General features: G+C 64.7%; 23 protein-coding genes and 1 other annotated feature. Of the genes, 19 read left to right on the plus strand and 4 right to left on the minus strand.

The genetic code is table 11. From position 1 onward, the window contains the following. The 5 genes from H7C19_RS24915 (at position 1) to H7C19_RS24935 (ending at position 6117) form a co-directional block, all read left to right on the plus strand. Positions 1 to 1242 (plus strand): DUF58 domain-containing protein, encoded by a 1242-nt coding sequence (locus H7C19_RS24915; protein WP_185671781.1) that lies wholly within the window; start codon positions 1 to 3, stop codon positions 1240 to 1242. Continuing rightward, complete coding sequence (locus H7C19_RS24920) at positions 1239 to 3488, plus strand: transglutaminase TgpA family protein (RefSeq protein ID WP_185671782.1); 2250 nt, start codon at positions 1239 to 1241, stop codon at positions 3486 to 3488. Before H7C19_RS24915 ends, H7C19_RS24920 begins: the two co-directional genes overlap by 4 nt. Before the next feature lie 105 nt (positions 3489 to 3593). Then, positions 3594 to 4118 carry a YqeG family HAD IIIA-type phosphatase gene (locus H7C19_RS24925; RefSeq protein WP_185671783.1) on the plus strand — a complete coding sequence of 175 codons (525 nt, stop codon included), beginning with the start codon at positions 3594 to 3596 and terminating at the stop codon, positions 4116 to 4118. Positions 4119 to 4135: 17 nt separating this feature from the next. Then, positions 4136 to 5242 carry a ribosome biogenesis GTPase YqeH gene (gene yqeH, locus H7C19_RS24930; RefSeq protein ID WP_185671836.1) on the plus strand — a complete coding sequence of 369 codons (1107 nt, stop codon included), beginning with the start codon at positions 4136 to 4138 and terminating at the stop codon, positions 5240 to 5242. A gap of 17 nt (positions 5243 to 5259) precedes the next feature. Then, positions 5260 to 6117, plus strand: a complete 858-nt coding sequence (locus H7C19_RS24935) for a shikimate dehydrogenase (protein WP_185671837.1) — start codon at positions 5260 to 5262, stop codon at positions 6115 to 6117. 77 nt (positions 6118 to 6194) lie between these two features. Here H7C19_RS24935 and H7C19_RS24940 read toward each other — a convergent pair whose 3' ends face one another. Beyond that, positions 6195 to 6563: a hypothetical protein gene (locus H7C19_RS24940; RefSeq protein ID WP_221469463.1), complete on the minus strand. Its 369-nt coding sequence runs from the start codon at positions 6561 to 6563 to the stop codon at positions 6195 to 6197. Between H7C19_RS24940 and yhbY the strand changes: the two genes are divergently transcribed. Genes yhbY through H7C19_RS24970 form a run of 6 tightly spaced genes read left to right on the plus strand, consistent with a single transcriptional unit; the run spans position 6562 to position 10128 of the window. Further along, positions 6562 to 6852 (plus strand): ribosome assembly RNA-binding protein YhbY, encoded by a 291-nt coding sequence (gene yhbY, locus H7C19_RS24945; protein ID WP_185671785.1) that lies wholly within the window; start codon positions 6562 to 6564, stop codon positions 6850 to 6852. The two genes, H7C19_RS24940 and yhbY, sit on opposite strands and share 2 nt — an antisense overlap. A gap of 17 nt (positions 6853 to 6869) precedes the next feature. Further along, positions 6870 to 7457 (plus strand): nicotinate-nucleotide adenylyltransferase, encoded by a 588-nt coding sequence (gene nadD, locus H7C19_RS24950; RefSeq protein ID WP_185671838.1) that lies wholly within the window; start codon positions 6870 to 6872, stop codon positions 7455 to 7457. Beyond that, complete coding sequence (gene yqeK / locus H7C19_RS24955; protein WP_185671786.1) at positions 7447 to 8034, plus strand: bis(5'-nucleosyl)-tetraphosphatase (symmetrical) YqeK; 588 nt, start codon at positions 7447 to 7449, stop codon at positions 8032 to 8034. The genes nadD and yqeK overlap by 11 nt, the downstream gene beginning before the upstream one ends. 12 nt (positions 8035 to 8046) lie before the next feature. Continuing rightward, a complete protein-coding gene (gene rsfS, locus H7C19_RS24960; protein WP_185671787.1) occupies positions 8047 to 8388 on the plus strand; it encodes a ribosome silencing factor in 342 nt (113 codons plus the stop codon). Further along, entirely contained in the window at positions 8385 to 9323 is a 939-nt protein-coding gene (locus tag H7C19_RS24965) for a CvfB family protein (RefSeq protein ID WP_185671788.1), read from the plus strand. The genes rsfS and H7C19_RS24965 overlap by 4 nt, the downstream gene beginning before the upstream one ends. Positions 9324 to 9333: 10 nt before the next feature. Further along, complete coding sequence (locus tag H7C19_RS24970) at positions 9334 to 10128, plus strand: class I SAM-dependent DNA methyltransferase (RefSeq protein WP_185671789.1); 795 nt, start codon at positions 9334 to 9336, stop codon at positions 10126 to 10128. A gap of 116 nt (positions 10129 to 10244) precedes the next feature. Here the strand turns inward: H7C19_RS24970 and H7C19_RS24975 are convergent, their stop codons facing one another. Further along, positions 10245 to 12467 carry an MMPL family transporter gene (locus H7C19_RS24975; RefSeq protein ID WP_185671790.1) on the minus strand — a complete coding sequence of 741 codons (2223 nt, stop codon included), beginning with the start codon at positions 12465 to 12467 and terminating at the stop codon, positions 10245 to 10247. Between the two features lie 105 nt (positions 12468 to 12572). After that, complete coding sequence (locus H7C19_RS34450; protein ID WP_221469472.1) at positions 12573 to 12710, minus strand: hypothetical protein; 138 nt, start codon at positions 12708 to 12710, stop codon at positions 12573 to 12575. Here H7C19_RS34450 and H7C19_RS24980 point away from each other — a divergent pair. After that, positions 12709 to 13236 (plus strand): TetR/AcrR family transcriptional regulator, encoded by a 528-nt coding sequence (locus tag H7C19_RS24980; RefSeq protein WP_246469756.1) that lies wholly within the window; start codon positions 12709 to 12711, stop codon positions 13234 to 13236. The two genes, H7C19_RS34450 and H7C19_RS24980, sit on opposite strands and share 2 nt — an antisense overlap. Before the next feature lie 82 nt (positions 13237 to 13318). Continuing rightward, positions 13319 to 13567: a binding site (T-box leader), on the plus strand. A gap of 63 nt (positions 13568 to 13630) precedes the next feature. Next, positions 13631 to 16066: a leucine--tRNA ligase gene (gene leuS / locus H7C19_RS24985; protein ID WP_185671792.1), complete on the plus strand. Its 2436-nt coding sequence runs from the start codon at positions 13631 to 13633 to the stop codon at positions 16064 to 16066. Between the two features lie 154 nt (positions 16067 to 16220). Here the strand turns inward: leuS and comER are convergent, their stop codons facing one another. Next, on the minus strand, positions 16221 to 17057 hold the full coding sequence (gene comER / locus H7C19_RS24990; RefSeq protein ID WP_185671793.1) for a late competence protein ComER: 837 nt from the start codon (positions 17055 to 17057) through the stop codon (positions 16221 to 16223). Positions 17058 to 17156: 99 nt separating this feature from the next. On the opposite strand from comER, the gene H7C19_RS24995 reads away from it, so the two are divergent. The 6 genes from H7C19_RS24995 to holA all read left to right on the plus strand — a co-directional run bounded on the left by H7C19_RS24995 (position 17157) and on the right by holA (position 24403). Next, positions 17157 to 17825, plus strand: a complete 669-nt coding sequence (locus H7C19_RS24995) for a ComEA family DNA-binding protein (protein ID WP_185671794.1) — start codon at positions 17157 to 17159, stop codon at positions 17823 to 17825. An 87-nt stretch (positions 17826 to 17912) separates the two neighbouring features. Then, on the plus strand, positions 17913 to 18434 hold the full coding sequence (locus H7C19_RS25000; protein ID WP_185671795.1) for a deoxycytidylate deaminase: 522 nt from the start codon (positions 17913 to 17915) through the stop codon (positions 18432 to 18434). A gap of 109 nt (positions 18435 to 18543) precedes the next feature. After that, positions 18544 to 21375: a ComEC/Rec2 family competence protein gene (locus H7C19_RS25005; protein ID WP_185671796.1), complete on the plus strand. Its 2832-nt coding sequence runs from the start codon at positions 18544 to 18546 to the stop codon at positions 21373 to 21375. Between the two features lie 155 nt (positions 21376 to 21530). Then, a complete protein-coding gene (locus H7C19_RS25010) occupies positions 21531 to 22079 on the plus strand; it encodes an RNA polymerase sigma factor (RefSeq protein WP_185671797.1) in 549 nt (182 codons plus the stop codon). Beyond that, positions 22076 to 23170 carry an anti-sigma factor family protein gene (locus tag H7C19_RS34455; RefSeq protein WP_221469465.1) on the plus strand — a complete coding sequence of 365 codons (1095 nt, stop codon included), beginning with the start codon at positions 22076 to 22078 and terminating at the stop codon, positions 23168 to 23170. The genes H7C19_RS25010 and H7C19_RS34455 overlap by 4 nt, the downstream gene beginning before the upstream one ends. A 201-nt stretch (positions 23171 to 23371) precedes the next feature. Next, the gene (gene holA, locus H7C19_RS25020; protein WP_185671798.1) at positions 23372 to 24403 is read left to right on the plus strand and encodes a DNA polymerase III subunit delta; all 1032 of its coding nucleotides are present in this window, start codon (positions 23372 to 23374) and stop codon (positions 24401 to 24403) included. The last annotated feature ends 71 nt before the right edge of the window (positions 24404 to 24474 follow it).

Raw genomic sequence — 24474 nt, forward strand, 5'->3', positions numbered from 1 at the left:
ATGATGCGGCTGCCGATTCCACGGTTCGGGTGGGTTTGCGCCGTCCTGTACGTGGTATCTCTGATGTTCGTCGTCTTTCAGGGCGGCAAGACGTCCCTGATGCTGTTCGTCATGATCAACGCGCTGGGCGCCTACCTGCTCCTCGGCCGCTGGAGCGGCATCGGCGGGGTTAGGGGCGCGCGATCGCTGGACGGGACGGCCGGCGCGTCCGGCATGCTCTCCGCCGGCTCCCGCATTCGCGTGCGCCTGCAGATGCAAATCCCCGGCTTCTGGCCGCTGCCGTACATCATCGTCCGCGAGAAGCTCGCGCGCGCGACCGGCAGCGAGACGCAGGAGTACGAACTCAGCTTCGTGCCGGATTACCGCAGGCGCGGCGCGATCGGCTACGAGACGGCGCCGCTGCGCCGCGGGCGCTACCAGTTTCTCGCCACGCATTGTTCGACGCGCGACATCTTCGGGCTGTTCGAGCACAAAGGCTCCTTCTCGGAGCCGTTGGCGCTGCGGGTCATGCCCCGTACGATCGATCTGCTCGAATGGCGGCATATGAAGCGGTCCCGGACGGGGGCGTTCCAGCAGAAGGTCACGTCGTTGTGGGCGAGAGAGACGACCCAGATCGACGGCGTGCGCGAGTATATCCACGGGGACCGGATGTCCCGCGTCCACTGGAACGCGACGGCGCGGACGGGCCAATGGAAGTCCAAGGAGTATGAACGCGAAGCGCTGCCACGGTTCGTGCTCGTGCTGGATTGCCGCCAGGCCGCCTACCGGACGGCGGACGGCTTCGAGCTCGCGGTATCCGTCGCGGCCTCGCTGCTCGAGCTCGCGCTGCGCCGCGGCATGCCGGTCGGATTCGTGTCGGCGGGGGCGAAGCGGGCCTGGTTCGGCGCCGGCCGCGCGCCCGTCACCCGGGAGCAGATCATGGATCACTTGATCGACATCGAAGCCGACGGCCAAGGGGAACTGGGCGAGGTGCTGCACGAGGCCGCCGAACGGTTCGAGACCGGCGCCAATCTCGTGCTGATCAGCCCGTCGACCGACGATTCGACCGCAGTCGCTCTGGACGCGCTGGACAGCCGCAGGATCGCGCCGAGCCACGTCCACATCGCCGAGCGGGCGCCCACTTCGGAAGACTCGAGACGCCTCGGACATTGGAGCCGACTGTTCCAGGCGAAGCATTGGGAGGTCTGTACCGTTGCTCGGCTTGAGGATCTGCCGCGGGCGATGGAGGCGGGATCGGCATGAATACGATGATGATGAAGCAAAGCCGTCCCCTCGAAACCCGATTCTGGCGGCGCCTCGTGCTCGAGCGTCTTCACCGGCTGTTCGCCATCGTGATTGTGCTTCAGCTCATCCAGTGCTTCCAGAGCTACTGGTGGGAAGAGACCTACGCGGTCATCTATGCGACGCTCGGCGTCGTTGTCGTCAGCGAATTGCTGATCAGCCGCGCTTACTTTGCCCGTCTCGGCATGCAGATGCTGACGGTGCTGCTCGCGACGGTCGCCTTCGCGCCGTTCAAGTGGTACGGATGGCCGGAGAACTGGCGGGCGTGGGACGAAGTCCGGCGCTTCCTGACCTACCACGTCGACCAATTCCATCCTTACGTCGAGCTCGCCGCCGGCGTCGTGCTGGCCGTTCATTATTTGTCCGTCTGGGGCACGACCCGCGCGCGGGCGATCCTGCTCATCCTGACGGCGATCTTCGTCTTGGCCGGGGTAGATTCGTTCCTCCCGTTCGAGCTGTGGAAGAACATCGCGTGGACGGTGCTGGCCGGCTTGGGCTGGCTTGTCGTCCTGCATCTGCGTCAGCTGCGGGAACGCCATTACGACAGCTGGGACGCCTTGGCCGAGAGGCCGTTCGAACTCGCCGTCCCGGCCGTGCTCGTCATCGGTTTGCTCATGCTGGCGGGCATCGCGGTGCCGCGGGCCCCGGTCCTGCTGGAGGACCCGTATACGATCTGGATGGAATCCCAGAACAAAGAAGTGCCTTCCTTTGCCGGAGAGGGCGGGTACCTGAGCAACGGCAGCAGCGTATCCGGCGGCTCCTCCGGCTCGTCGAAGTCCGGCTACGGACGGAACGACTCGAAGATCGGCGGCGGCTTCCAGTTCGATTACTCGCCGATCATGCAGGTCACTACCGACCAGAAGGCCTACTGGCGCGGAGAGACCAAAGCGATCTACACCGGAAAGGGCTGGTCGGACCGCAAGGGACTGCCGACGGTGCCCGTCACGCCGGGCGAAGAGACGCTGCCGCTGGATCCGGCCCGTCCGGAAGGCGCGGAGACCAAGAAGGTATCGCAGACGTTCACCATGCTGCGCAAAGACCGGATCCCGGTGCTGTTCGCGGCCGGTCCGGCGCGCACCGTTAACGAACTGCAAGGCGTGGGCGGCAGCGCGAAGCTGAGCTGGAGTCCGGAGGAGTGGGAGCTGAAGTTCCAGCGGCCGGTACAACCCGAATCCTACGCCGTCACCTCCGAGGTGCTGGTGCTGGACGCCAAGAAGCTCCGCGAGACGAAGGCCGGAGCCGACGACGGCTCGGTCGACCTGACCCCGTACCTGCAGCTGCCGGACGCCCTGCCGAAGCGGATCGCCGATCTCGCGAAGGAGGCGACCGGCGACGCCGCGAACGACTATGATCGCGCCAAGCGGCTCGAACGCTATCTGCAGCTGACGTATCCGTATACGAATACGCCGGACGTCAGCCGGCAGAAGAGCGAGGACGTCGTGGACGCCTTCCTCTTCGAGATCAAGGAAGGCTACTGCGACTATTATTCGACCGCCTTCGTCGTCATGGCCCGCACGCTCGGATTCCCGGCGCGCTGGGTCAAGGGGTACACGTCGGGCTCGAATCCGCAGGAGTCGGAGAATCTGCGGATGGGCGGCGGCTACATCCCCGATCCGAGCGGCGCCGGTACGTACACGGTGCGCAACTCGGACGCGCATTCGTGGGCCGAGATCTACTTCGAGGGCATCGGGTGGGTGCCGTTCGAGCCGACCGCGGGCTTCAGCGTGCCGCAGCCGATTCACGAGGACGAACTGCCGACCTACGATCCGGTCGTTCCTTCCGCGGACGACGGGACGGATGCCGCGTCGGCTTCGTCCGGCGGCGGCAGCCGGTGGATCTGGATCGCCTCGTCCGTCGTCGGAGCGCTTCTGGCGCTCTCCGTCGCGGCCTGGACGCTGCTCCGCCGCAAGTCCTGGAACGCCGTCTGGCAGCAGGTTCGCTACCGCGGCTCGACGCCGAACCAACGGATCGTGCGGGAGATGGAGCGGCTGTTGTCCTTCCTGAATCGCCGAGGACTGAAAAGGCAGGCGCACGACACGCTGCGCGAGTCGTTCTCGCGCTGGGGCGCCAAGTTCGCCTCGCTGCGGCCGGACCTCGAAGGGGTGCTGCAGCAGTTCGAAGCGGCCCGCTACGGCGGGGGGAGCGGACGCGAATCCGACTTCCAGCACTTCTCGCAGCTCGCGGCGAAGATCCGCAAATCGCTCTAACGAACGGGAAAGCATCGCGCCTGCGCGAGCTTTCCCGTTTTTGCAAGGTTGGGCGGGGTGTGGTATATTTTGATCAATCATGATAGAGACGGGAGCTTCTGAAGGATGTTCCAACGCCTGTTGCCCGATCAGATCGTCAAAACCGTATTCGATATCGACCTGCAGTCGCTTCGCGAACGCGGCGTACGCGGCATCATTACCGACCTGGATAATACGCTGGTCAGCGCGAGGACGCCCCGCGCGACGCCCGAGCTGGTCGCTTGGCTGGACAAGGTCAAACAGGACGGCTTCCAAGTCGTCGTCTTGTCGAACAACAACAGCGCCCGGGTCGCGAAGTTTGCGGAGCCGCTCGGCATTCCGTTCATCCCGGCCGCGCGCAAGCCTTTCGTCAAGTCGTTCCGGCTGGCGCTTCAGCGACTCGGCCTGAGGCCGGAGCAAGCCGTCGTCGTCGGCGACCAGATGATGACCGACGTGTTCGGCGGCCGGCGGATGGGTCTGCATACGATCCTCGTCACGCCGATCGAGATCGGGGAGGAAGGGTGGGGCACCCGCATCAACCGCCGCATCGAGAAAATCGCTTTAGCCCGTCTCCGCAGGCAGGGCCTGTGGCCGGACAAGGAGGAACGCTAGATTTGCCTGATACATTCATGAACGCCAAGAAATGCGCCGGTTGCGGCGTCGCGCTGCAGATCGAGGACGCAGGCCGTCCGGGTTTCGTACCGGAGGCCGCGCGGGACCGCGAGCCGGTCATCTGCCAACGCTGCTTCCGAATCAAACATTACAACGACGCCTCGTCGGTCGCCGTGGACCAGGACGATTTTTTGCGTTTGCTCGGCGGGATCGCTTCGACCGATAGCCTGGTCGTCCACATCGTCGATCTGTTCGATTTCGAGGGGAGCATGATCTCCGGCCTGCAGCGGTTCGTCGGGAACAATCCGGTGCTGCTCGTCGTGAACAAGATCGATCTGCTGCCCCGGGTGACGAACTGGAACCGGCTGCGCAATTGGGTGCAGCGGCAGGCGAAGGCGAACGGCCTCAAGGTCGCGGACATCGTGCTGTGCAGCGCGCGCCGCAACATCGGCTTCGACCGCGTCGTCGAAGCGGTCGCCGAGCTGCGCGGCGAACGGGACGTCTATGTCGTCGGCGCCACAAATGTCGGCAAGAGCACGCTCGTCAACCGGCTGATCTCCGACTACAGCGATCTAGAGCGCGAGCTGACCGTGTCCCGCTACCCGGGAACGACGCTCGACGCCGTTCATATTCCGCTCGATGACGGGCATGCGATCATCGATACGCCCGGCATCGTCTACAAATCCCGTCTCAGCGAAGTCATCCCGCGCGAAGCGCTTCAGGCGCTCCTGCCCGACAAGCCGCTGAAGCCGCTCACGTACCAATTCTACGAGCGGCAGACGCTGTTCTTCGGCGCGCTCGCGCGCTTCGACTTCGTCGAGGGCGAGCGGCAGTCCTTCACCGCCTACGTGTCCGCGGGCATCCCGGTTCACCGCACGAAGCAGGAGCGGGCCGACGAGCTGTACGCGAATCATCGCGGGGTCATGCTGTCGCCGCCTTCGAAGGAAGGCTTGGACGAGATGCCGCCCCTCTCGCGGCATACGCTGCGAATCCCGCCCGGCGAGCCTCAGGACATCTTCATCTCCGGGCTCGGCTGGATTACCGCCAACGGCAAGACCGGAGCGGTCGTGGACGTCTATGCGCCCAAGGGCGTCAAAGTCATGCTGCGGGAATCGATCCTGTGACGAAAGGAACGTGGGGGATGGACAGTCATACGGTGCTCTACGGCGTCATCGGAGATCCGATCCGCCATTCCAAGTCGCCCGTCATGCTGAACCGGGCGTTCCGCGAAGCCGGCATCAATGGCGCCTACGGCGCCTTTCACGTGACGCCGGAGCGCCTCGGCGACGCGATCCGGGGCATCCGGGCGCTCGGTTATAGGGGCTTGAACGTCACGATCCCGCACAAGATCGAGGTGATGGCGCACCTCGACGAGATCGACGAGGGCGCCCGCGCCGTCGGCGCGGTCAACACGATCGTGAACGAAGCCGGCAGGCTCGTAGGCTACAATACGGACGGCATCGGCTACGTTCGCTCCCTGAAGGAAGAATCCGAGCCGGATCTGCGCGGCAAGAAGATCGTCGTCGTCGGCACCGGCGGGGCCGCTCGCGGCATCGTCTGGGCGCTGGCCCGGGAGAAGCCGGCCGCGATCCGGCTGGCCAACCGCACCGCCGAGCGGGCGCAGGCGCTCGCCGAAGGCTTCGCGCCGGAGGATCAGGTCGTCGCGATCCCGTGGGCGTCGCTGCGCGAAGCGTGCGCGGATGCCGACGTGGTCATCAATACGACTTCGGTCGGCATGTCGCCGAACGTCGACGCCGTGCCGGTCGATCCGACGTGGCTGAGACCCGGCGCCGTCGCCAGCGATCTGATCTACAATCCGCTCACGACCGCATTCCTTCGCGGCGCCGCCGAGCGCGGCTGCCGCATTCACGGCGGTCTGGGCATGTTCATCTACCAAGGCGCGTACGCCTTCGAATACTGGACCGGCCGGCCGGCGCCGACAGACGCGATGCGCGAAGCGGTGCTGGCCTCCTTCGAAGCTGCGGCGACGTCTGCTTGACATCCCTAGTTTAGGGTCCGGCGAGGCCGGGGTATTTCCGTAGGGGGAGGGGAAGGGCGGAGGAAGGTACGCTCGCCTCAAGCGACGGCGGAAATAAGGCGGAAAAACCGGCTTAAATGTCCGCGCGGTACACGAACGGCGGAAAAAAGGCGGAAAACCCGCCTTAAATGCCTGCACGGCGCACGAATGACGGAAAAAAGGCGGAAAAACCGGCTTAAATGCTCGCGCGGCACACGAATGGCGGAAATAAGGCGGAAAAACCGGCTTAAATGCTCGCACGACGCACACGAACGGCGGAAATAAGGCGGAAAACCCGCCTTAAATGCCTGCACGGCGCACGAATGACGGAAATAAGGCGGAAAAACCGGCTTAAATGCTCGCGTGGAGCACAAATCGAGGTTTGTAAATACAAAATAGTTAACCAAGAAAGCGCAGGTTTTGACCATGCTGACCGGCAAACAAAAAAGATTTCTCCGTTCCGAAGCGCACCACCTGACCCCGATCTTCCAGGTGGGCAAAGGCGGCACCAACGATCACTTGATCCGCCATATCGAAGAGGCGCTGGAGGTTCGCGAACTGATCAAGGTCTCGATCCTCAACAACAACGACGACGACCGCCACGAGATCGCGAGCGAGCTGGCGGAGCGCTCCGGCGCGGAGCTCGTTCAAGTCATCGGCAAGACGATCGTGCTGTACAAAGAGTCCCGCAACAACAAGCAGATCAAGCTTCCCTAGGAGGGAGGACGATGACGATGCGTCGGACTGGACTCATGGGCGGAACGTTCGACCCCATTCATCTCGGCCATCTGCTGGCGGCGGACGCGGCCCGGGAAGCGGCGAACCTGGCGGAAGTCTGGTTCGTCCCGACCTCCGTGCCGGCGCACAAGCCGCAGCCCGGCGCGAGCGGCGCCGAACGGCGCGAGATGGTGGAGACGGCGATCCGAGGCATCCCGTACTTCCGCGTCGAGACGTCCGAGCTGAACCGCGAGGGCGTCTCGTACACGATCGATACCGTCACGGAGCTGCAGAACGCCCATCCGGACCGCGAATTCTATTGGATCGTCGGGGCGGACATGCGCAACAGCCTGCCGACGTGGCGGCGGATCGAGGAGCTTGCGCGGCGGGTGTCGTTCATCTGCCTCGAGCGGCCCGGCGAGCCGGACGACGCGGCCGTTCTGCCCGCGTTCCTGCAGCCCAAACTGCTGCGCGCCGCCATGCCGCCGATCGGCATCTCTTCGACCGACATCCGGGGGCGGCGGCGGGAGGGACGCTCCATCCGCTTCATGGTCCCGGAGGCGGTCCGCGAATATATCGAGAGGAAGGGCCTATATGAATCGTGAAGCGTTGATCGAAGCGACGAAGCGGCAAATGCCGGAGAAGCGGTTCAAGCACGTGATGGGCGTCGTCGAGACGGCCGTCGCGCTGGCGGAACGATTCGGCGGCGACGCGGAACGCGCCTGGCTCGCGGCGCTGCTGCACGATTACGCCAAGGCGTGGCCGACCGACCGGATGGAGCGAATCATCCGCGAAGAAGGGCTTCCCGGCGATCTGCTCGTCCACGACAAAGAGCTGTGGCACGCGCACGTGGGCGCCTGGGCGGTGCAGACGGAGCTGGGCATTGCGGACGAAGCGGTATTGGATGCGATCCGCTATCATACGTCCGGCCGCGAAGAGATGACCCAGCTCGACGTCATCGTCTGTCTGGCGGACTACATGGAGCCGGGCAGGGACTTCCCGGGCGTGAATAAGATCCGCAAACTCGCGGAGCATAAATTGGAAGAAGCGCTGGTCGCTGGATTCGATTCGACGATCTCGCACCTGGTCGATAAAGGTAGATGCATCTTTCCCTTGACGGTATTGGCCCGCAATGATCTGCTACGCAAGATCGAACGAAACGGTAAACGCTCGAACATTTAAGGAGGCTGAGGCATGGGAGTGTCGGATAAATTGCTGCATGCGGTCGTAGATGCGGCCGAAGAGAAGAAAGCGCACGAGATCGTGGCCTTGAACCTGCAGGGGATCTCCCTGGTGGCGGATTACTTCCTGATCTGTCACGGGAATTCGGACACGCAGGTGCTCGCGATCGCGACCGAGATCCGCAAGCGCGCGGAGCAGCTGGGCGCGCGCGTACGGCTGGAAGGCATGGATACGGCCCGCTGGGTACTGATCGACATGGGCGACGTGGTGGCGCATGTCTTCCACCGGGATGAGCGCGAGTACTATTCCCTGGAGCGGCTCTGGTCCGACGCGAAGGCCGTTGAATTCGCATGACGCTTCTCGCCGGAACGACCGCAACGCTCCTCGTGCGGCGTGAAGTACCGCCCTACGGATGGTTCCTGGGCGAGTCCGACGAGGCGGACAGCCCGGAAGTGCTGCTCCCGTACGGCGAGGCGGTCTCCGGACGCCCGCACGTCGGGGACGGCACGGACGTCTTCCTGTTCCACGACGACAAGGGAAGAATTACCGCTACCTTGCGCAAGCCGCTGCTGCAGCTGGGACAGATGGGGCGGCTCGTCATGGCCGATTTTCATCCGCGATTCGGCTGCTTCCTGGAGCTGGGCATCGGTAGGCAGCTGCTGCTGCCGATCAAGGAGCTTCCGGACGACAAGGAACGTTGGCCCCGCGAGGGGGACGAGCTCCATGTCGTCATGAAGCAGGACAAGGAAGGGCGCATGCTCGCGCGCCTGGCCAAGATCGAAGATTACGAGCGCGTGGTGTTCCGCGCGCCGGCATCCTGGCACCATGAGCAGCGCGACTGCTGGGTTACCGATACGTTCCGCGACGGCGTGTTCGTGCTGGCGGACGGCGGGGTGCTCGGCTACGGCGCGCTCGGCTACATCCCGACCGCTTCGATGACGCATCCGCTGCGTCTAGGCGAGAAGGTCACGGCCCGCGTGACCCAGGTGCGGGACGACGGGCGCGTCACCTTGTCGATGCGGCCTTCCAAGGAAGCGGGCCGTCTCGAGGATTCGGACCGGATTCTCGATTTCCTGAAAAGCCGGCCCGGCGGCGCGATGCCCTACTCGGACACCTCGCCCGCCGACGTCATCCAGAAGCGGTTCGGACTCAGTAAGTCTGCGTTCAAGCGCGCGCTGGGCAAGCTTATGAAGGACCGTCTCATCGTACAGGACGGCAACTGGACCAAACTGGTCGAAGCGGGCGGCGATCGCCCTTCATCGGACAACGAATCCACGACATCCACATAGGGAGATGAAGATGCGTTCTTACCGGGAATTCGCGGCTGTATACGATCGGTTGATGGAAGAAATGCCGTATGCGGAATGGATGAGCTTCGCCCGGCGCTGCTGGGAGCGGTACGGTACCCCTCGGACGGTGGTAGACCTGGGATGCGGAACCGGCAACATCGCGATCCCGATGGCCAAATCGGGCTTTCGCGTATTCGGCATCGACCTGTCCGCGGACATGCTGTCCGTCGCGCGGAGCAAGTGGGAAGCTACGCCCCAGCGCGGCGCGATCCGCGCCCGGGACGAGGACGGTTCGATTCGCTGGCTGCAGCAGGACATGCGCGATTGGGAGCTGCCCGAGCCGGCGGACTGCGTGATCAGCTTCTGCGACAGTCTGAACTATCTGACCGAGCCCGAGGATATCGTAGCGACGCTCAGGCAGACCTATGCGGGTCTGGCGAACGGCGGGTTGTTCCTGTTCGACGTCCACGCGCCGGAGCAGCTCGCGCGCTATGGAGAAGAGCAGCCGTTCGTGCTGGACGAGCGGGACGTCGCTTATCTGTGGACGTGCGAATACGATGCCGTCCGGCAGGAAGTCGAGCACGACCTGACGTTCTTCGTCCGGGAGGACAGCGCCGGCGCCGGGTCTCCGCTGTACCGCCGATTCGAAGAGTCGCACGTTCAGCGCGCCTACGATCCGGCTTGGCTGGCGGAACAGCTGCGGGCGGCCGGATTCGAACTGCTGCACCGCTGCGCCGACTTCGAGTGGGACGAACCCGACGCGTCGTCGGAGCGGTTGTTCTTCGTCGCCCGGAAGCCGGCTTAACATCGATGACAAAAGCCCCATTACCGCGCGTTCGGCGGCAATGGGGCTTTTGCTTTGCGGTTTGAAGCGTGAACGACGAATCTGGTGCGTGTGGACCCAATCGGATGGCTGCGCGCCTATGCGGATTCGGTTTCGGTCTGAGCCGCCGAAGCGCCGCGCCGGCTCGGCCAGAACGCCCAGCGGCCGAGCAGCAGCGTGATCGCGGGCACGAGGAACGGACGCACGACGAACGTATCCAGCAGCACGCCGATCGCGGTAATGACGCCGAATTGTACGAGCACCTGGATGGGCAGCGTGGCGAGCACCGCGAACGTTCCCGCGAGGATGAGCCCCGCGGACGTGATGACGGCGCCCGTCTCCCCGACGCCTTCGCGGATCGCTTGCTTCAGCGGCATGCGTTCGCTTTTGCGCCAGATGTTCGAGATCATGAAGATGTTGTAATCTTCGCCCAGCGCGACGAGGAAGACGAAGGCGTACAGCGGGATGGAGCCCGAGATCGCGTCCGCGCCGAACAGATGATGGACGACGAGCCAGCCGAGCCCGAGCGCCGAGAAATACGAGAGGATGACGGTCAGCACCAGGTAGATCGTCGCCGTCACGGAGCGCAGATACGCCAGCAGGAGAAGAGTGATGAGCCCGATGACGATCGGAATGATCATTCGCGTATCGCGTTCTCCCGTCGCTTTCGTATCATACTGCTCCGCGGTCTGCCCGCCGATCCATACGCGTTCGGACGGCTGCGAGACGCCTGCGGCTTGCAGCGTCTGCTCCACCGAATCGCGAAGCTCGGGGATGCGGTCCATCGCCTCCATGGCGTAAGGATTGAGATTCAGCTCGACGTCGAGACCGACGATCTGCGGATTGGACCGCCCGGTCTCCGGCTCGGACACCCGGCTCACATACGGCAGGGACGAGAGCGCTTCTTTCAGCTGCACCGCGCGGCCCTGGGTATCCGCCATGACCTTCGCCGGCGCGAGCTCCCCGGGGGAGAACTGCTCGCCGATGACCGCGTAGCCTTCGCGCGAAGCCATGTCCTTCGGGAACGAGGACATGATGTCGTAGGTGAATTTGATCTGCGAGGCAAAGGCGGCCAGGCCGCCCAGCGCGATAACGGAGACCGCGACGATCAGCCAAGGACGGCGCACGACGAGAGAGCCGGTCCGGTAGCGGGGCGCCGCTTCGGGCGCCGGTGCGGGCTTGCCTTGGCGCCGGGCGCGCGCCGCTTGCATCTCGGCTGTGCGCGGCACGAACGGCCAGAAGGAGGCGCGGCCGATGATGGCGAGCAGGGCGGGTACCAGCGTCAAGCTGGCCAATCCCATAATGAAGATGGCGATGCTGAACGGGATGGCGAACCGATGATACGAGCCGTACTGAGCCACGAGCAGGGCGAGCAGCGACAGCACGACGGTGAAGCCGCTCATCGCGATCGCGCCGGCCGAGCCGGACAGCGCGCGGCGCAGCGCCTTGCCTTTGTCCGCATCGGTCTTCAACAGCTGGCGGAAGCGGGAGATCAGGAACAGGCAGTAGTCGGTACCGGCGCCGAACAGCAGCACCGTCATGATCGAGATGCCTTGGGCGTCGACGGCGATCCATCCTTCGCGGGCCATCCAGCCGAGGATCGGACCGATGACGCCGTAGGCGAAGCCGACCGCGATCAGCGGGATGAACGCCAGGATCGGAGACCGGTAGATCAGGAGCAGCAGGACGAGCACGAGAAGCACCGTCGCCATGAGCAGGGCGAAGTCGGCGTTCTTGAACAGGCCCGTCGCGTCGATCTGGATGCCGACCGGCCCCGTTACGCGCGCGCTGAGTTCGCTCGTCGAGTCGACGGCGGCATCGAACGGCTTTCCGCCGAAGACGGCGTTCGCCTCTTCCTTTAGCTTTTCGACGCCTTCCTTCAGTTGATCGGCATCGGCCTGCTTCCCGAAGAAGACCGGCGTGACGAGCGTGCTGCCGTCTTCGGACAACTGGGCCTTCAGCGCCTGCAGCGGCATTTGATGCAGCGGGGGCACGGACGTCATGTTCGGCGCCGGCGCTTCCGTCAGCTGCCGCGCCAGCTTCTGCACGTTCGCGAGATCCGCGTCCTGGAGGCCGCCGGCGCGGTGCCAGACGAGCAGCGCCGGGATGTCGGAGCCGCTCGGGAACTCCCGTTCCGCGACGGCGTCGGCTTGGACGGACGGCTTCGCGTCCGACAAGTCGGGCGCGTTGTTCGCTTCCTCTTTGTTCACGGACGGCAGCAGCATGCTGAGCAGCGCCGCGGCCAGGATCCAGACGAGCAAGGTCGCCCACTTGCCCATGGGGCCAGCCACCCATCGGCCGAGCCCGGGTCGTTCGTTCATGGCTAATTCCTCCTCGCGTCTTGCGCTTCCCGGTGATTCCATCCGGCATTTGGGATATAATTGAGGTTATCAGCTCGAATATTATTATATATACCGGAAGGTTAATTATGCAACCGCTTGACGAAAGAAGGTGTCGCCTGTGACCCAACCGAAGCCAAAACGCTCGCCCGGCAGACCCAAAAACAACGAGCAATCGCCGTCGTTGCGCGAGACGGTGCTGAACGCGGCTTCCCAGATGTTCATGGAATACGGATACGAACCGGTATCGTTGAATCAGATCGCGGAGCGGGCCGGCGTCACGAAAGCGTCCATTTACTATTATTTCTCCAACAAAGCGCAGCTGTTCACGGACGCCGTGACGGCGATGATGGCCCGGATCTGCACCTATACGAAGTTGATCCTGGACCGGGAGGGCCCGCTGCGGGCGCGGCTCGAACAGATGGCGGTCGTGAAGATGGCGACGACGCACGTCGAGTTCGAGACGATGATGCGGGAGGCGATGCCCGCGCTCAGCGAGACGCAGCGAGCAGCGATCCGCCGGGCAGAACACGGGATCCACGAGGTGCTGGCCGACGGCTTCGTCCAAGCGGCCGAGGACGGAGAGATCGCGTCGACGGCGGATCCGATGCTGCTGGCGCACGCTTTCTCGGCGCTGCTCCTGCTCGGCAACCGGGAGTCGGATCTGCGGGAGACGCTGTCGGGCGAAGCGCTGCCGAAGATGATCGTCGACCTGTTCTGGCGGGGCATCGGGCCCGGCCGGCCGGACTGACGGCGGGAATCGGCATTTTCCGCGCAATGGGCCCATCCGCCTTGACATCGTTTGCCTCCGTTGGCTATAATCAGGGCAATACACGCAAGCTGTGATAAGGAGCAGTATTCGTCCCGCGTCACCCAGAGAACCGGCGGTAGGTGCAAGCCGGCTGTCGCAGACGAAGAACTCGCCTTGGAGCTCCGCGCGCAATCCGGCCGCCTCCGTCTACGGAGAATCCCCGGCAAGCGCGGCGTACCCTTCTCGTTACGAAGGAAGAGTGGACGGCATGCCCAAGCAGGGCGCCCGTCAACTAGGGTGGTACCACGGGAATAATCCTCTCGTCCCTAGCGTTTACGCTAGGGCGGGAGGTTTTTTTTATGACTTCGAACCGTTGAGAGGGGCTTCTACGACCATGACGCAGGACAACCAAGCCGGCTACAAGCCGCAGACAATCGAGCCCAAGTGGCAGCGCTACTGGGACGAAAACAAGACGTTCCGCACGACCGAGGACGCGGGCAAGCCGAAGTTTTACGCCCTTGACATGTTCCCTTACCCGTCCGGCGCAGGGCTCCATGTCGGCCACCCGGAAGGGTATACGGCGACCGATATCGTGAGCCGCTACAAGCGGATGAGAGGCTTCAACGTCCTGCATCCGATGGGCTGGGACGCCTTCGGCCTGCCGGCGGAGCAGTATGCGCTGCAGACGGGCAAGCATCCTCGCGACATCACGGTGGAGAATATCGACAACTTCCGCCGCCAGATCAAGTCGCTCGGCTTCTCCTACGACTGGGACCGCGAATTCAGCACGACGGACCCGGACTACTACAAGTGGACGCAGTGGATCTTCATCCAACTGTACAAGAAGGGACTCGCATATGTCGCGGAAGTGCCGGTGAACTGGTGCCCCGCGCTCGGAACGGTGCTGGCGAACGAGGAAGTCATCAACGGCCTGAGCGAGCGCGGCAACCATCCGGTCATCCGCAAGCCGATGCGCCAATGGATGCTGAAGATCACCGAGTATGCCGAGCGCCTGCTGGAAGACCTGGAGGAGCTGGACTGGTCGGAGAGCATCAAGGATATGCAGCGCAACTGGATCGGCAAGTCGACCGGCGCCGAAGTGACGTTCGCGATCGACGGACATGCGGAGGCCGCGTTGACGGTATTCACGACCCGTCCGGATACGCTGTTCGGCGCGACCTACTGCGTGCTGGCGCCCGAGCATGAGCTGGTCGGCGCGATCACGACGGCGGATCAGCGCCTTGCCGTCGAATCGTATATCGAGCAGGCGGCCCACAAGAGCGATCTCGAAAGGACCGACCTGGCCAAGGACAAGACGGGCGTATTCACGGGCGCTTACGCGATCAACCCGGTCAATGGGGAGAAGACGCCGATCTGGATCGCCGACTACGTGCTGGGCGGCTACGGTACGGGCGCGATCATGGCGGTACCGGCGCATGACGAGCGCGACTGGGAATTCGCGACGAAGTTCGAGCTGCCGATCGTCGAAGTCGTGAGCGGCGGCAACGTCGCCGAAGCGGCCTTCACGGGCGACGGCGCGCATGTGAACTCCGGCTTCCTGGACGGCCTGTCCACGCCGGACGCGATCGCCCGCATGATCGCCTGGCTCGAGGAGCAGGGCCGCGGTCAAGGCAAGGTCACCTACCGGCTGCGCGACTGGCTGTTCAGCCGCCAGCGGTACTGGGGCGAGCCGATCCCGGTCTTGCACTACGAAGACGGCTCGATGGACACGGTGCCCGAAGACGAGCTGCCGCTGCTGCTGCCGGACGTCGACGCCATCAAGCCTTCGGGTACGGGCGAGTCGCCGCTGGCGAACGTCGCGGACTGGGTGAACGTGGTCGACGCGCAGGGGCGCCGGGCGCGCCGCGAGACGAATACGATGCCGCAGTGGGCGGGCAGCTGCTGGTACTATCTGCGGTTCATCGATCCGCGCAACGACAAGGAGATCTGCTCGCCGGAGAAGCAGAAGGAATGGCTGCCGGTCGACTTGTACATCGGCGGAGCGGAGCATGCGGTGCTTCACCTGCTCTACGCGCGCTTCTGGCACAAGGTGCTCTACGACATCGGCGTCGTGCACACGAAGGAGCCGTTCCACAAGCTGGTCAACCAAGGCATGATTCTCGGCACGAACGGCGAGAAGATGTCCAAATCCCGCGGCAACGTCATTAATCCGGACGATATCGTCGGCGAGTTCGGGGCGGATACGCTGCGGATGTACGAGATGTTCATGGGGCCGCTGGAAGCGACCAAGCCGTGGAACACGAACGGGGTCGAAGGGATCTACCGGTTCCTCTCCCGCGTCTGGCGACTGTTCGAAGGCGAGAACGGCGGACTGAACGCCAAGATCCGGGATATCCCGGGCGACGAAGCTTTCCGCCGCGTCTGGCATCGGACGATCAAGAAGCTTACCGAGGACTACGAAGGCTTGCGCTTCAATACGGCCATCAGCCAACTGATGATCTTCGTGAACGAAGCGTACAAAGCCGAAGCGCTGCCGAAGGAAGCGATGGCCCAATTCGTGCAGATGCTGTCCCCGATCGCGCCGCATATCGCGGAAGAACTGTGGGAGAAGCTCGGTCACGAAGGCAGCGTCGCCTATGCGGCATGGCCGACGTACGACCCGTCGCTGACCGTCGACGCCGAAGTGGAGATCGCCGTCCAGGTGAACGGCAAGATCGTCGAACGCACGGCGGTCGCGGCCGATCTGGACGAAACCGGCCTGCAGGACGTGGCGCTCGGTCTGGAGAAGGTCAAGGCGCTGATCGAAGGCAAGACGGTCCGCAAGATCGTCGCCGTCAAAGGCAAGCTCGTGAACATCGTGGCGAATTAAGCAGCGCAAAGGGGCGGCCTCGGGATGGAGGGCGCCCCTTTGCGTTGGAAAGGTCGTTCGCGGGCCGAGACCGGCATCGAATGACGCCCGCTCGTTTCCCCCGTAGGTTCGGTTCCTTCGGCAGCGTCCGGCCCGATATCGGGTCTAACCGGCCTCATGAAGGGAACGGCTTAGGCGCGAGCGAAGCTTCGACTTTCTCCAGGTCTTCCGCATACTTCTGGTGCGTCGTGCGCAGGACCCGCTGGAACGCGCCGGCAGTCGCCGCGCGCAGCTCCTCCAGCGCGGCGGCGGTGATGCCGCCGGGCACCGATACGCGCGCTTGGAGCTCGGCCGGCGTGCTGCCGGGCTCCGATAGCAGCCGGGCGGTCCCGAGCAGCATCTCGGCAGCGAGACGGCTCGCTAGGCTGCGCTCCATGCCCGTCAGCTCGACGGCCGCCTCGACGAACTGCTCCAGCAGGCAGGCCATGAAGGCCGGGCCGCAGCTCGACAGGTCGGAGGCGACGCGCACTTCGTCCTCGGGGATCTCGATCGGGCGGCTGATCGCGGCGAACAGCCCGTTTAGGTATGCCCGGTCGTCGGAGGTCAGACGCGTTCCGTACATGAACATAGAAGCGCCGCCGCCGACCTCGTTGACGACGCTGGGGATGATCTTCGCGACTTTGCTCGGCACGATGTCTTCCAGTTGACGGATCGTAACGGGACTGGTGATCGAGACGACGATCTGCTCCGCCGTCAGAACGGGCTTGATCTCGTCCAATACCGGACGGTAATCCATCGGCTTGATGCAGAGGAACACCAAATCGGCGTCCCGGACCGCGTCCGCGTTCGCCGAGGCGACCCGCAAGCCGGCGTATTCCCGGGCCAGACGCTCCGCTTTGGAGGAGGTACGGGTGCTCACCGTCACATCCGACGGCCGAAAAGCATGCGCGCGCAGCAAAGCGCTGACGAGCAAGCTGCCCATGCTTCCCGCACCAATGAAGCCGGCCTTCATATTCGTTCCTCCTCCTTCGTCGTTTGCTTCATCCCATTGTATGTCGCGGGGTTTGGCCCACATGCTTCATTTGCAAAAATAGGACGGGAGTGAGTCGATATGAAGGAGCGGACGATCAAAGGATGGACGGGAAGACGGGGATGGGCGGCGCTTGCGGCCGCCGCAGGCGTAGCCGCGCTAGCCTGCGCGATGCTGCTGCCAGACAAGCGTGCGGACGTGCCGGGCTGGACGCCCGTTAACGCCCAGGTGGCGGCGACGCTGCAGGAGCTGGGTGCAGCCGCGCCGCTGCCGTCCGGCTCGGCGGCGGCGGACGCGAAGAGCGCGCCCGCGCCGGTCGCGTTGCCCGGCGACGGCGCACCGGCTGCGGCGGCATCGCCGATGGCCGGCGCAACGGCGGCCGGGTCCGGCCCCGGCGGAGCAGGCCCGGGGCAGGGCGGGACCTCGGCAGCCTCGCCTGCAGTCGGATTCGCCGGCGCCCTCGCAGCCGGATCTGCCGGTGCGCCCGCTGCGGGGGCTGCCGCGGCGGACATCCCGCCGACGAATCCCGGCCCTCCGGCCTCCGCGAACGCGAACGGCCTGCTGAATTTGAACGCGGCCACGGCCGAGCAGCTCGACGCGCTGCCCGGCATCGGGCCGGCCAAAGCCCGGGCGATCGTCGAATACCGCGACGCCAAGGGGCCTTTCCGGTCCGTCGACGATCTCCGGCAGGTGAAGGGGATCGGGCCCAAGCTGATGGAAGGGCTGCGCGACTTGGTGACGGTCGGTTGATCGGGGGTCGGCGCGGGCGACGGCCCTTCCCCCTTTGACAAGACGAACGATTCGGCGACAATAGAGATAGAATGGGAGGCCTGCAAGATGACGCAACCGCTGCGCAAAGATTGGGACACTTACTTTATGGACATCGCCTTCATGGCCTCGACCCGTTCCCGCTGCCCCCGCCGCCATGTCGGCGCCGTGCTCGTGCAGGGCAAGAAGCTGCTCGGTACCGCCTACAACGGCGCCCCGATGGGCGTGCCGGATTGCTCGGAGGCGGGCTGCATGATCGTGGAGGAGTTCGAGCCCGCGCCGGCGGGCAGCGCCGAGACGATGGTGAAGAAGCAGCGCTGCATCCGCACGATCCACGCGGAGCAGAACCTGCTCCTTTTCACGGATCGGATCGACCGCGAAGGCTCGACCGTCTACGTGACCGACCAGCCCTGCTGGACGTGCGCGAATATGCTCGCGAACAGCGGCATCCGGGAGATCGTATACCATCGCGTCTACCAGAAGGACTATGCCAAAGTCGCCGCGCTGATGGCGCAGAAGAACTTGGTATTCCGCACGATCGAAGGCTATGTCCCGCCGCCCGATACGGGCGTGCAGGACGCGCTCTCTTAAGACGCAACGCAGACTTGAACAAGCAAATCCAGAGGAAGAACCTCTTCGCGGGCGCGGCGAAGAGGTTCTTTGCCGTCCCCGGGCATGAAGAGGACGGGAGGTAGTGGAGATGCAGCGAAGGCCATTGGTCGCATTCGCCGTCTGTTGGGTCGCCGGCAGCGGCGTACAGTCGCTGTGGCAGGGACGTACGGCCCTGCTCGTGTATGCGGGATTGCTGCTGGGGTTGGCGGCGCTGTCGCTTGCCTCGCGCTTGACCTGGCGCTTGGCTGCGGCCTGCGCGCTGGCGCTGCTGCTGTCGGCCGGCCATCGGGTCTGGACCGACGCCGGCAACGTCTCGCATCTGCGGGAGGCGATCGGCGATCCCGAAGGCCGGCTCGTCGCCGTCTCCGGCGCGATCGCCTCCGCGGTGGAGATCGACGGCGACGTCGTCGTCTTTAAGCTGGCCGCGGCGCGGCTGACCGAGGATTCGGCTGCGGAGAATTCCGCGCCCGCGCAGCCGATCCGCGAGACGCTGCTCGTTCGCGTCCGCCTCGGCGCGGAGGAGGAGCTCGGGGCGGCGGCAGCCTGGAAGCGGGGCGACGAAGTCGCCGTCCGGGGGGAGCTGAGGCTTCCGGCTTCCGGCGGCAACTTCGGGGGCTTCGACTATCGCGCCTATCTGCAGCGGCAGCAGGTTCACTGGACGCTCGCGGCCAAGGGCGCCGCCGCGGTCTCGCCAGGCAGCCAGGGCGTCTCTTGGCGCTATCGCGTCCTTCGCGCCGCGGACGAGGCGCGGCTGCGGATCGGCGGCCTGATGGATCGTCTGTACGGAGATTCGGATGCCGGCTATATGAAGGGGCTCGTCGCGGGCATCCAGGACGACGTCGATCCGGGACAGTACGACGACTTCTCCCGGCTCGGCCTGACGCACGTGCTGGCGATCTCCGGATTGCACGTCGGGGTCGTCGTGTTCATCCTGCTGCGGCTCGGGGCGCTGCTGCGGCTCACGCGGGAGCGCTCGCTGGATCTCGCGATCGCCGCGATGCCGGTCTACATGCTGCTGACCGGCGCGTCGCCATCGGCCGTCCGCGCTTGCTTAATGGCCATGATCGCCCTCTATATGGCGAGACGCAACCGATTGAAGGACGGCCTGCATCTGCTCGCCGCCGCGGCTTGGATCATGACCGTCTGGCATCCGCTCGTCGTCGAGGACGTCAGCTTCCAGCTCTCCTTCCTCGTCACGGCGGGCCTGCTGCTCTACGTGCCGCTGGCGGCAAAGCTGCTCCGCTTCCTGCCCGCCGCGCTGCGGAACGCGCTGGCCGTCGCGGCGACCGCGCAGCTCGTGTCGTTTCCGGTGTCCGCCTACTACTTCCACCAGCTTCATCTCTTATCGTTGGCCGCCAACCTGGTGCTCGTTCCCTTCATCAGCTTCGCCGTGATGCCGCTGGGCATGGCCTCGGTCGCGCTCGGCGCCTGCTGGCTGCCGCTCGGCCTCGGCCCGGCCCGATTGGCCGAGCTGTGCAACCGCGCGACGTTCGCCGCGACCGAAGCGCTCAGCGGGGTTCGCGGCATGTCGACGATCTGGCCGCAGCCGTCCCTCGCTTGGGTCGCGGCCGCCTATGCGCTAATGATGATCACGGGCATCCTGCTGCGGCGGAGAATCGCCCGGCTGGACGAACAGGCGCTGCTCCTCGAAGGGACGCGCGCCGCCCGCAGACGCGCCGACCCGTTCGACCCGGAACGACGCTTCCGGGAGGTTCCCGCCTATGCGGCCGCCGCTGCGTCGGGGAATTTCACGCAGCCCCTCGCCGCTCGCCGTGCGGATCTCTCCGCCTCGTCGGGCTATGCCGCACCGTACCCCGTGACCTCGTCGGACTATGCTGCCGCACCGCTCCCTGGGACCCCATCGGACTATGCCGCACCGCTCCCCGCTTTCCCATCGGGTTCCGCGTCCCCGTCCCCGCCCGGCTTCTCCACGGCCGAGCCGCCGCCGGGCGACCGGGCGATGCGCCGCCGGCGTATGGCGCTCGGCGCGCTGATTGCCATCGGATGGCTGGCCTGGCTGGCCTGGGGCATCCAGCCGGCGGCGTTCGATCGCCAAGCGCGCGTCATGTTCCTCGACGTCGGCCAAGGCGACAGCATCTTGATCCGCACCGGCGAAGGCAAGCACGTGCTGATCGACGCAGGCGGGACGGTCTCGTTCGCCAAAAAGGAGGAAGCGTGGCGCAAGCGCAAAGATCCTTACGAAGTCGGGCGCAAGACGCTCGTCCCGCTGCTGAAGCAGCGTGGCGTCCGCCGGCTCGACATGCTCGTCCTGACGCATTTGGACGCCGATCATATCGGCGGCGCGGAGGCCATTCTGCGAAATATAGAAATTGGGCGCCTCGTGTTCAACGGTACGATGAAACCGACCCCGGACGTATTACGTCTATTTCAATTGGCGGTTCAAAAAGGCATTCCGCTCTATGCCGCGGCGGACGGCATGCGCTGGCAGCCCGATGCTTCGACCGAGCTGCGCGTGCTGCACCCGGACCCGGGCGCGGCCGACGCCGGCCGGCTGCCCCTCGCCGAATCGCAGAACGGCCGCAGCGTGGTACTGCTCGCGACCCTGTACGGGCGAACATTCGTCCTGCCCGGCGATCTGGAGGCCGCCGGCGAGGCGGCCGTCGTCGATCATCTCCGCCGGGAAGGCGGGGCCGCGATGCACGTAGACGTGCTGAAGGCCGGGCATCATGGGAGCAAGACGTCTTCGACAGCCGCCTGGCTCGCCTGGTGGAGGCCGACCGACGTCGTCGTCTCGGCCGGCGCGAACAATCTGTACGGACATCCGCATCGCGATGTCGTCGCGCGGATCGAGGCGCTGCCGTCCCGGTTGCTGCGCACCGATCTGAACGGAGAGATCCAGTACCGAATCGAGCCGGACGGGCGTTTGACGCGCCGCGAGCGGCATCCGTGGGACAAATGAACGGTTTTTTGTTAGACTGGGACTGTGCGTTTGTCCGCATTTTAGCCTACGTTCTCATAACCGGATGATTTTAACGATAAAGTTTCGTCAAGCTTTTGCAACCTTTTGGCGCACAGTTGCGTCAATGGGGATGCGTGATAAGGAGGATAACTCCCGTGGTGGAGCCGGAATTGATCAAAGCTGCGCAGGCCGGCGATCGAGACGCCTTGGTAACGCTGCTCCGCGAGATTGAGCATCAAGTGTACAGAACGGCTTATTATTTATTGAATCATGAGCAGGACGCCATGGACGCGGCTCAGGAAGCCCTCATTCGCGTGTATACGAAGATTAATTCCTATGAGGAGAAGGCGCAATTCCGCACCTGGGTCCAACGCATCGTAACGAACATCTGCATCGACAAGTTCCGCCGCAAACGGCCGTCGGTCTCGATCGAGGAGCACGATCTCGTGTTCCAGGCGGGCGCCGACGTCGAAGGGGAGGTCCTGTCCGCCTATGCGGCCGAAGATATCCGCGAAGCGATCGGCAAGCTTCCCGAGCACCACCGCACGGTGGTCGTGCTTCGTTACCTGCAGGACTTCTCGTACAACGAGATCGCGGACTCGCTGAATCTGCCGCTGAATACGGTCAAGTCCTATTTGTATCGCGCCCGGCAGCAACTGCAAGTGCTGCTTCATGACTATCAGAAAGGTGGTGTCCGGGGATGAATTGCCAAGAGGTGATGGAACTCATGCAGCGTTCGATTGACGGGGATTTGGACGAACAGGAAACGACGCGCATGATGGCCCATGTTCAGACATGCCCGGAGTGCGCTGCCATGCTGGAGCGCTTAATCCGGTTGTCGAACGAATTGGCGCAGCTGCCGCGCGTATTGCCGCGCTATAGCCTCGTCGATGCCATCCTGCCCCAGCTGGAGCAACTGACGCCCGAGCCGGCCGTCGTCCCCGCTCCCGCTTACGCGGAAGAGGCCGAAACGGCGGACGAGCCGGTCTACAAGCCGCGAGGCCGCTCGAACCGTCCCGGACGCGCGCCGCTGTATCGCCGGCTGGCAGGCGTCGTGGCGCTCGGCGTCATCGCGGGTCTGATCATCGCGAACCAGCCGTTCTCCTGGCTGTCCTCGACCGCGAAGCACAACGACGCGGCGCGGGCGCCGGAAATGGCGGACTACATGAGCCAGAGCGCGGCTACGGCTAGCGCCGGAGAAGGAGACGAAGCCTTGCGTCTCTCGCCTCAGACGAAGGCGATAACGAACGAGCCTTCGGAGGAGAACCAGGGCTTCGCCCAGAACGTCCAGCCGAGCGACGGCAGGACCCAGGACGGCGCAGGCGAGAAATCCCAGCCCGCCGCCAAGCCTGTGCCGACGAATCACGACAAGATCGGCTCGGGCTCCGGCGAAGGCTCGTCCGCGGGCGCCAAGGCGACCGATGTCCCGAAGGCCGACGCGGACGCTTCCGGGAGCGCGGCCAACCCCGGCATCGCGCCTTCCGAGAAGTCGCCGATCGCATCCGACAAGACGATCGCCGGCGGAGCCTACTCCCTGATGGCTACGGAGCTTAGTGAGTGGGCTTCCCCCGACGGCAAGCTGACCGCGTACACCGAAGCGAACGCGGGGGCGATCTCGATCGTGAAGACCGAGGACGCCACGCTCGTGTTCAAGTCGGATCCGCGCGACGGCGCCGTCAGCGACGTGCAATGGTCGGACGACGGTCAAGAACTGCATTATACTTGGACGGACGCCGAAGGCCGAGTCAAGCACCTGAAGTGGGTGCAGGCGACCGGCCTCGAATCCGAGCGCTAAATTCCCGCGCACCTTTTACGCGGTTCCCGCGTATAGTGATCTATGGAATGGAAGCCGCCCTGGAGGCAAAAGTCACGATCGTTCGCGCTCGGCACCATGGACCGGCACGGCGAACGTTGACATAGATGTCCAAGGACAAGGAGATCGCGCCCGCTAACGGTCGCGGTCTCTTTGCTGTATAATGAAGGTTGAGGTGGCGACATGGATGCAAGGCAAGCGTTCAAGGAACTGCGGGACGGCCAGGTTCGTCCCCTATACGTATGCTGCGGGACCGAGACGTACCGCATGAACGATTTTACGGAACGGCTCGTCGGCCGGCTCACGGAGCCCGAGCACCGCGACATGGCGGTCGTCCGGTTCGATACGGCCGAGCACCCGCTCGATGCGATCCTCGAGGAAGCGCAGACGCTCCCCTTCCTCGTGCCGAACAAGCTTATCCTCGTCCGCGACAACGTCGTGTTCGGCTCCGGACGGGAGTCGGCCAAGGTAGAGCACCGGACGGACAAGCTGCTCGAGTATTTCCGGCAGCCGATGGAGAGCACGGTGCTGGTCTTCCTGGTGGCGTCGGAGAAGCTCGACGAGCGCAAGAAGCTGACGAAGCGGGCGAAGGAAGACGGCTTCGTCGTTACGTTCGCTCCGCTCCAGCCGGACGAGCTCGTGCAGTGGGTATGCGGACGGGCATCCAAGCAAGGGAGAACGCTGGAGCCGCAGGCCGCCGAGGAGCTGCTTAGGCGAGTCGGGACCGAGATGGGCGCGCTCGCGGCCGAGACGGACAAGCTCTGCCTGCATGCGGGCGAGAAAGGGACGGTAACGGCCGCCGCGGTCGCCGAGCTCGTCACCGCCAGCACGGAGCAGAGCGTATTCAAGCTTACGGAGGAGATCGCTTCGCTGCGGACGGACCGGGCGGTCGCGCTCTATTACGACCTGCTGAAGCAGCGCGAGGAGCCGATCAAGCTGGCGTCCTTGCTCGTGCGCCAATTCCGCAACATGCTGTTCGTCAAGGAGCTGGGCAAGACGGGATATTCGCCGCAGCAGATGGCCGGACAACTGGGACTGCATCCGTACGCGGTCAAGATTACGGCGGATCAGGCGCGGGGCTTCAGCACGGAACGCCTGACGGCGCTGCTGGACCGGCTTGCGGAGCTGGATTACGCGATGAAGTCGGGCCGCGTCGACAAGACGCTGGGACTCGAGCTGTTCCTCCTGCGCACCGGCTCGGAGGGCGGCGCTTGACGCCGCAGGCCGGCGCGAACCGCAAAAAAAGGTTGACCGCGCAAGCGATACTCGCTTGAGGGGTCAACCTT

Source organism: Cohnella nanjingensis (genome assembly GCF_014212125.1).
Classification (GTDB): Bacteria; Bacillota; Bacilli; order Paenibacillales; family Paenibacillaceae; genus Cohnella; species Cohnella nanjingensis.

What these genes read in the sequence shown, in the direction of transcription:
- H7C19_RS24975 (WP_185671790.1), bottom strand. Translation starts at nt 12,467, where the DNA reads ATGAACGAACGACCCGGGCTCGGCCGATGGGTGGCTGGCCCCATGGGC.
- holA (WP_185671798.1), top strand. Translation starts at nt 23,372, where the DNA reads ATGGATGCAAGGCAAGCGTTCAAGGAACTGCGGGACGGCCAGGTTCGT.
- H7C19_RS24915 (WP_185671781.1), top strand. Translation starts at nt 1, where the DNA reads ATGATGCGGCTGCCGATTCCACGGTTCGGGTGGGTTTGCGCCGTCCTG.
- H7C19_RS24970 (WP_185671789.1), top strand. Translation starts at nt 9,334, where the DNA reads ATGCGTTCTTACCGGGAATTCGCGGCTGTATACGATCGGTTGATGGAA.
- H7C19_RS25000 (WP_185671795.1), top strand. Translation starts at nt 17,913, where the DNA reads ATGACGCAACCGCTGCGCAAAGATTGGGACACTTACTTTATGGACATC.
- H7C19_RS24940 (WP_221469463.1), bottom strand. Translation starts at nt 6,563, where the DNA reads ATGGTCAAAACCTGCGCTTTCTTGGTTAACTATTTTGTATTTACAAAC.
- yqeK (WP_185671786.1), top strand. Translation starts at nt 7,447, where the DNA reads ATGAATCGTGAAGCGTTGATCGAAGCGACGAAGCGGCAAATGCCGGAG.
- H7C19_RS34455 (WP_221469465.1), top strand. Translation starts at nt 22,076, where the DNA reads ATGAATTGCCAAGAGGTGATGGAACTCATGCAGCGTTCGATTGACGGG.
- H7C19_RS24980 (WP_246469756.1), top strand. Translation starts at nt 12,709, where the DNA reads ATGGAATACGGATACGAACCGGTATCGTTGAATCAGATCGCGGAGCGG.
- yqeH (WP_185671836.1), top strand. Translation starts at nt 4,136, where the DNA reads ATGAACGCCAAGAAATGCGCCGGTTGCGGCGTCGCGCTGCAGATCGAG.
- H7C19_RS24920 (WP_185671782.1), top strand. Translation starts at nt 1,239, where the DNA reads ATGAATACGATGATGATGAAGCAAAGCCGTCCCCTCGAAACCCGATTC.
- H7C19_RS24965 (WP_185671788.1), top strand. Translation starts at nt 8,385, where the DNA reads ATGACGCTTCTCGCCGGAACGACCGCAACGCTCCTCGTGCGGCGTGAA.
- H7C19_RS24925 (WP_185671783.1), top strand. Translation starts at nt 3,594, where the DNA reads ATGTTCCAACGCCTGTTGCCCGATCAGATCGTCAAAACCGTATTCGAT.
- H7C19_RS24935 (WP_185671837.1), top strand. Translation starts at nt 5,260, where the DNA reads ATGGACAGTCATACGGTGCTCTACGGCGTCATCGGAGATCCGATCCGC.
- H7C19_RS34450 (WP_221469472.1), bottom strand. Translation starts at nt 12,710, where the DNA reads ATGAACATCTGGGAAGCCGCGTTCAGCACCGTCTCGCGCAACGACGGC.
- rsfS (WP_185671787.1), top strand. Translation starts at nt 8,047, where the DNA reads ATGGGAGTGTCGGATAAATTGCTGCATGCGGTCGTAGATGCGGCCGAA.
- nadD (WP_185671838.1), top strand. Translation starts at nt 6,870, where the DNA reads ATGCGTCGGACTGGACTCATGGGCGGAACGTTCGACCCCATTCATCTC.
- H7C19_RS25005 (WP_185671796.1), top strand. Translation starts at nt 18,544, where the DNA reads ATGCAGCGAAGGCCATTGGTCGCATTCGCCGTCTGTTGGGTCGCCGGC.
- yhbY (WP_185671785.1), top strand. Translation starts at nt 6,562, where the DNA reads ATGCTGACCGGCAAACAAAAAAGATTTCTCCGTTCCGAAGCGCACCAC.
- H7C19_RS24995 (WP_185671794.1), top strand. Translation starts at nt 17,157, where the DNA reads ATGAAGGAGCGGACGATCAAAGGATGGACGGGAAGACGGGGATGGGCG.
- comER (WP_185671793.1), bottom strand. Translation starts at nt 17,057, where the DNA reads ATGAAGGCCGGCTTCATTGGTGCGGGAAGCATGGGCAGCTTGCTCGTC.
- leuS (WP_185671792.1), top strand. Translation starts at nt 13,631, where the DNA reads ATGACGCAGGACAACCAAGCCGGCTACAAGCCGCAGACAATCGAGCCC.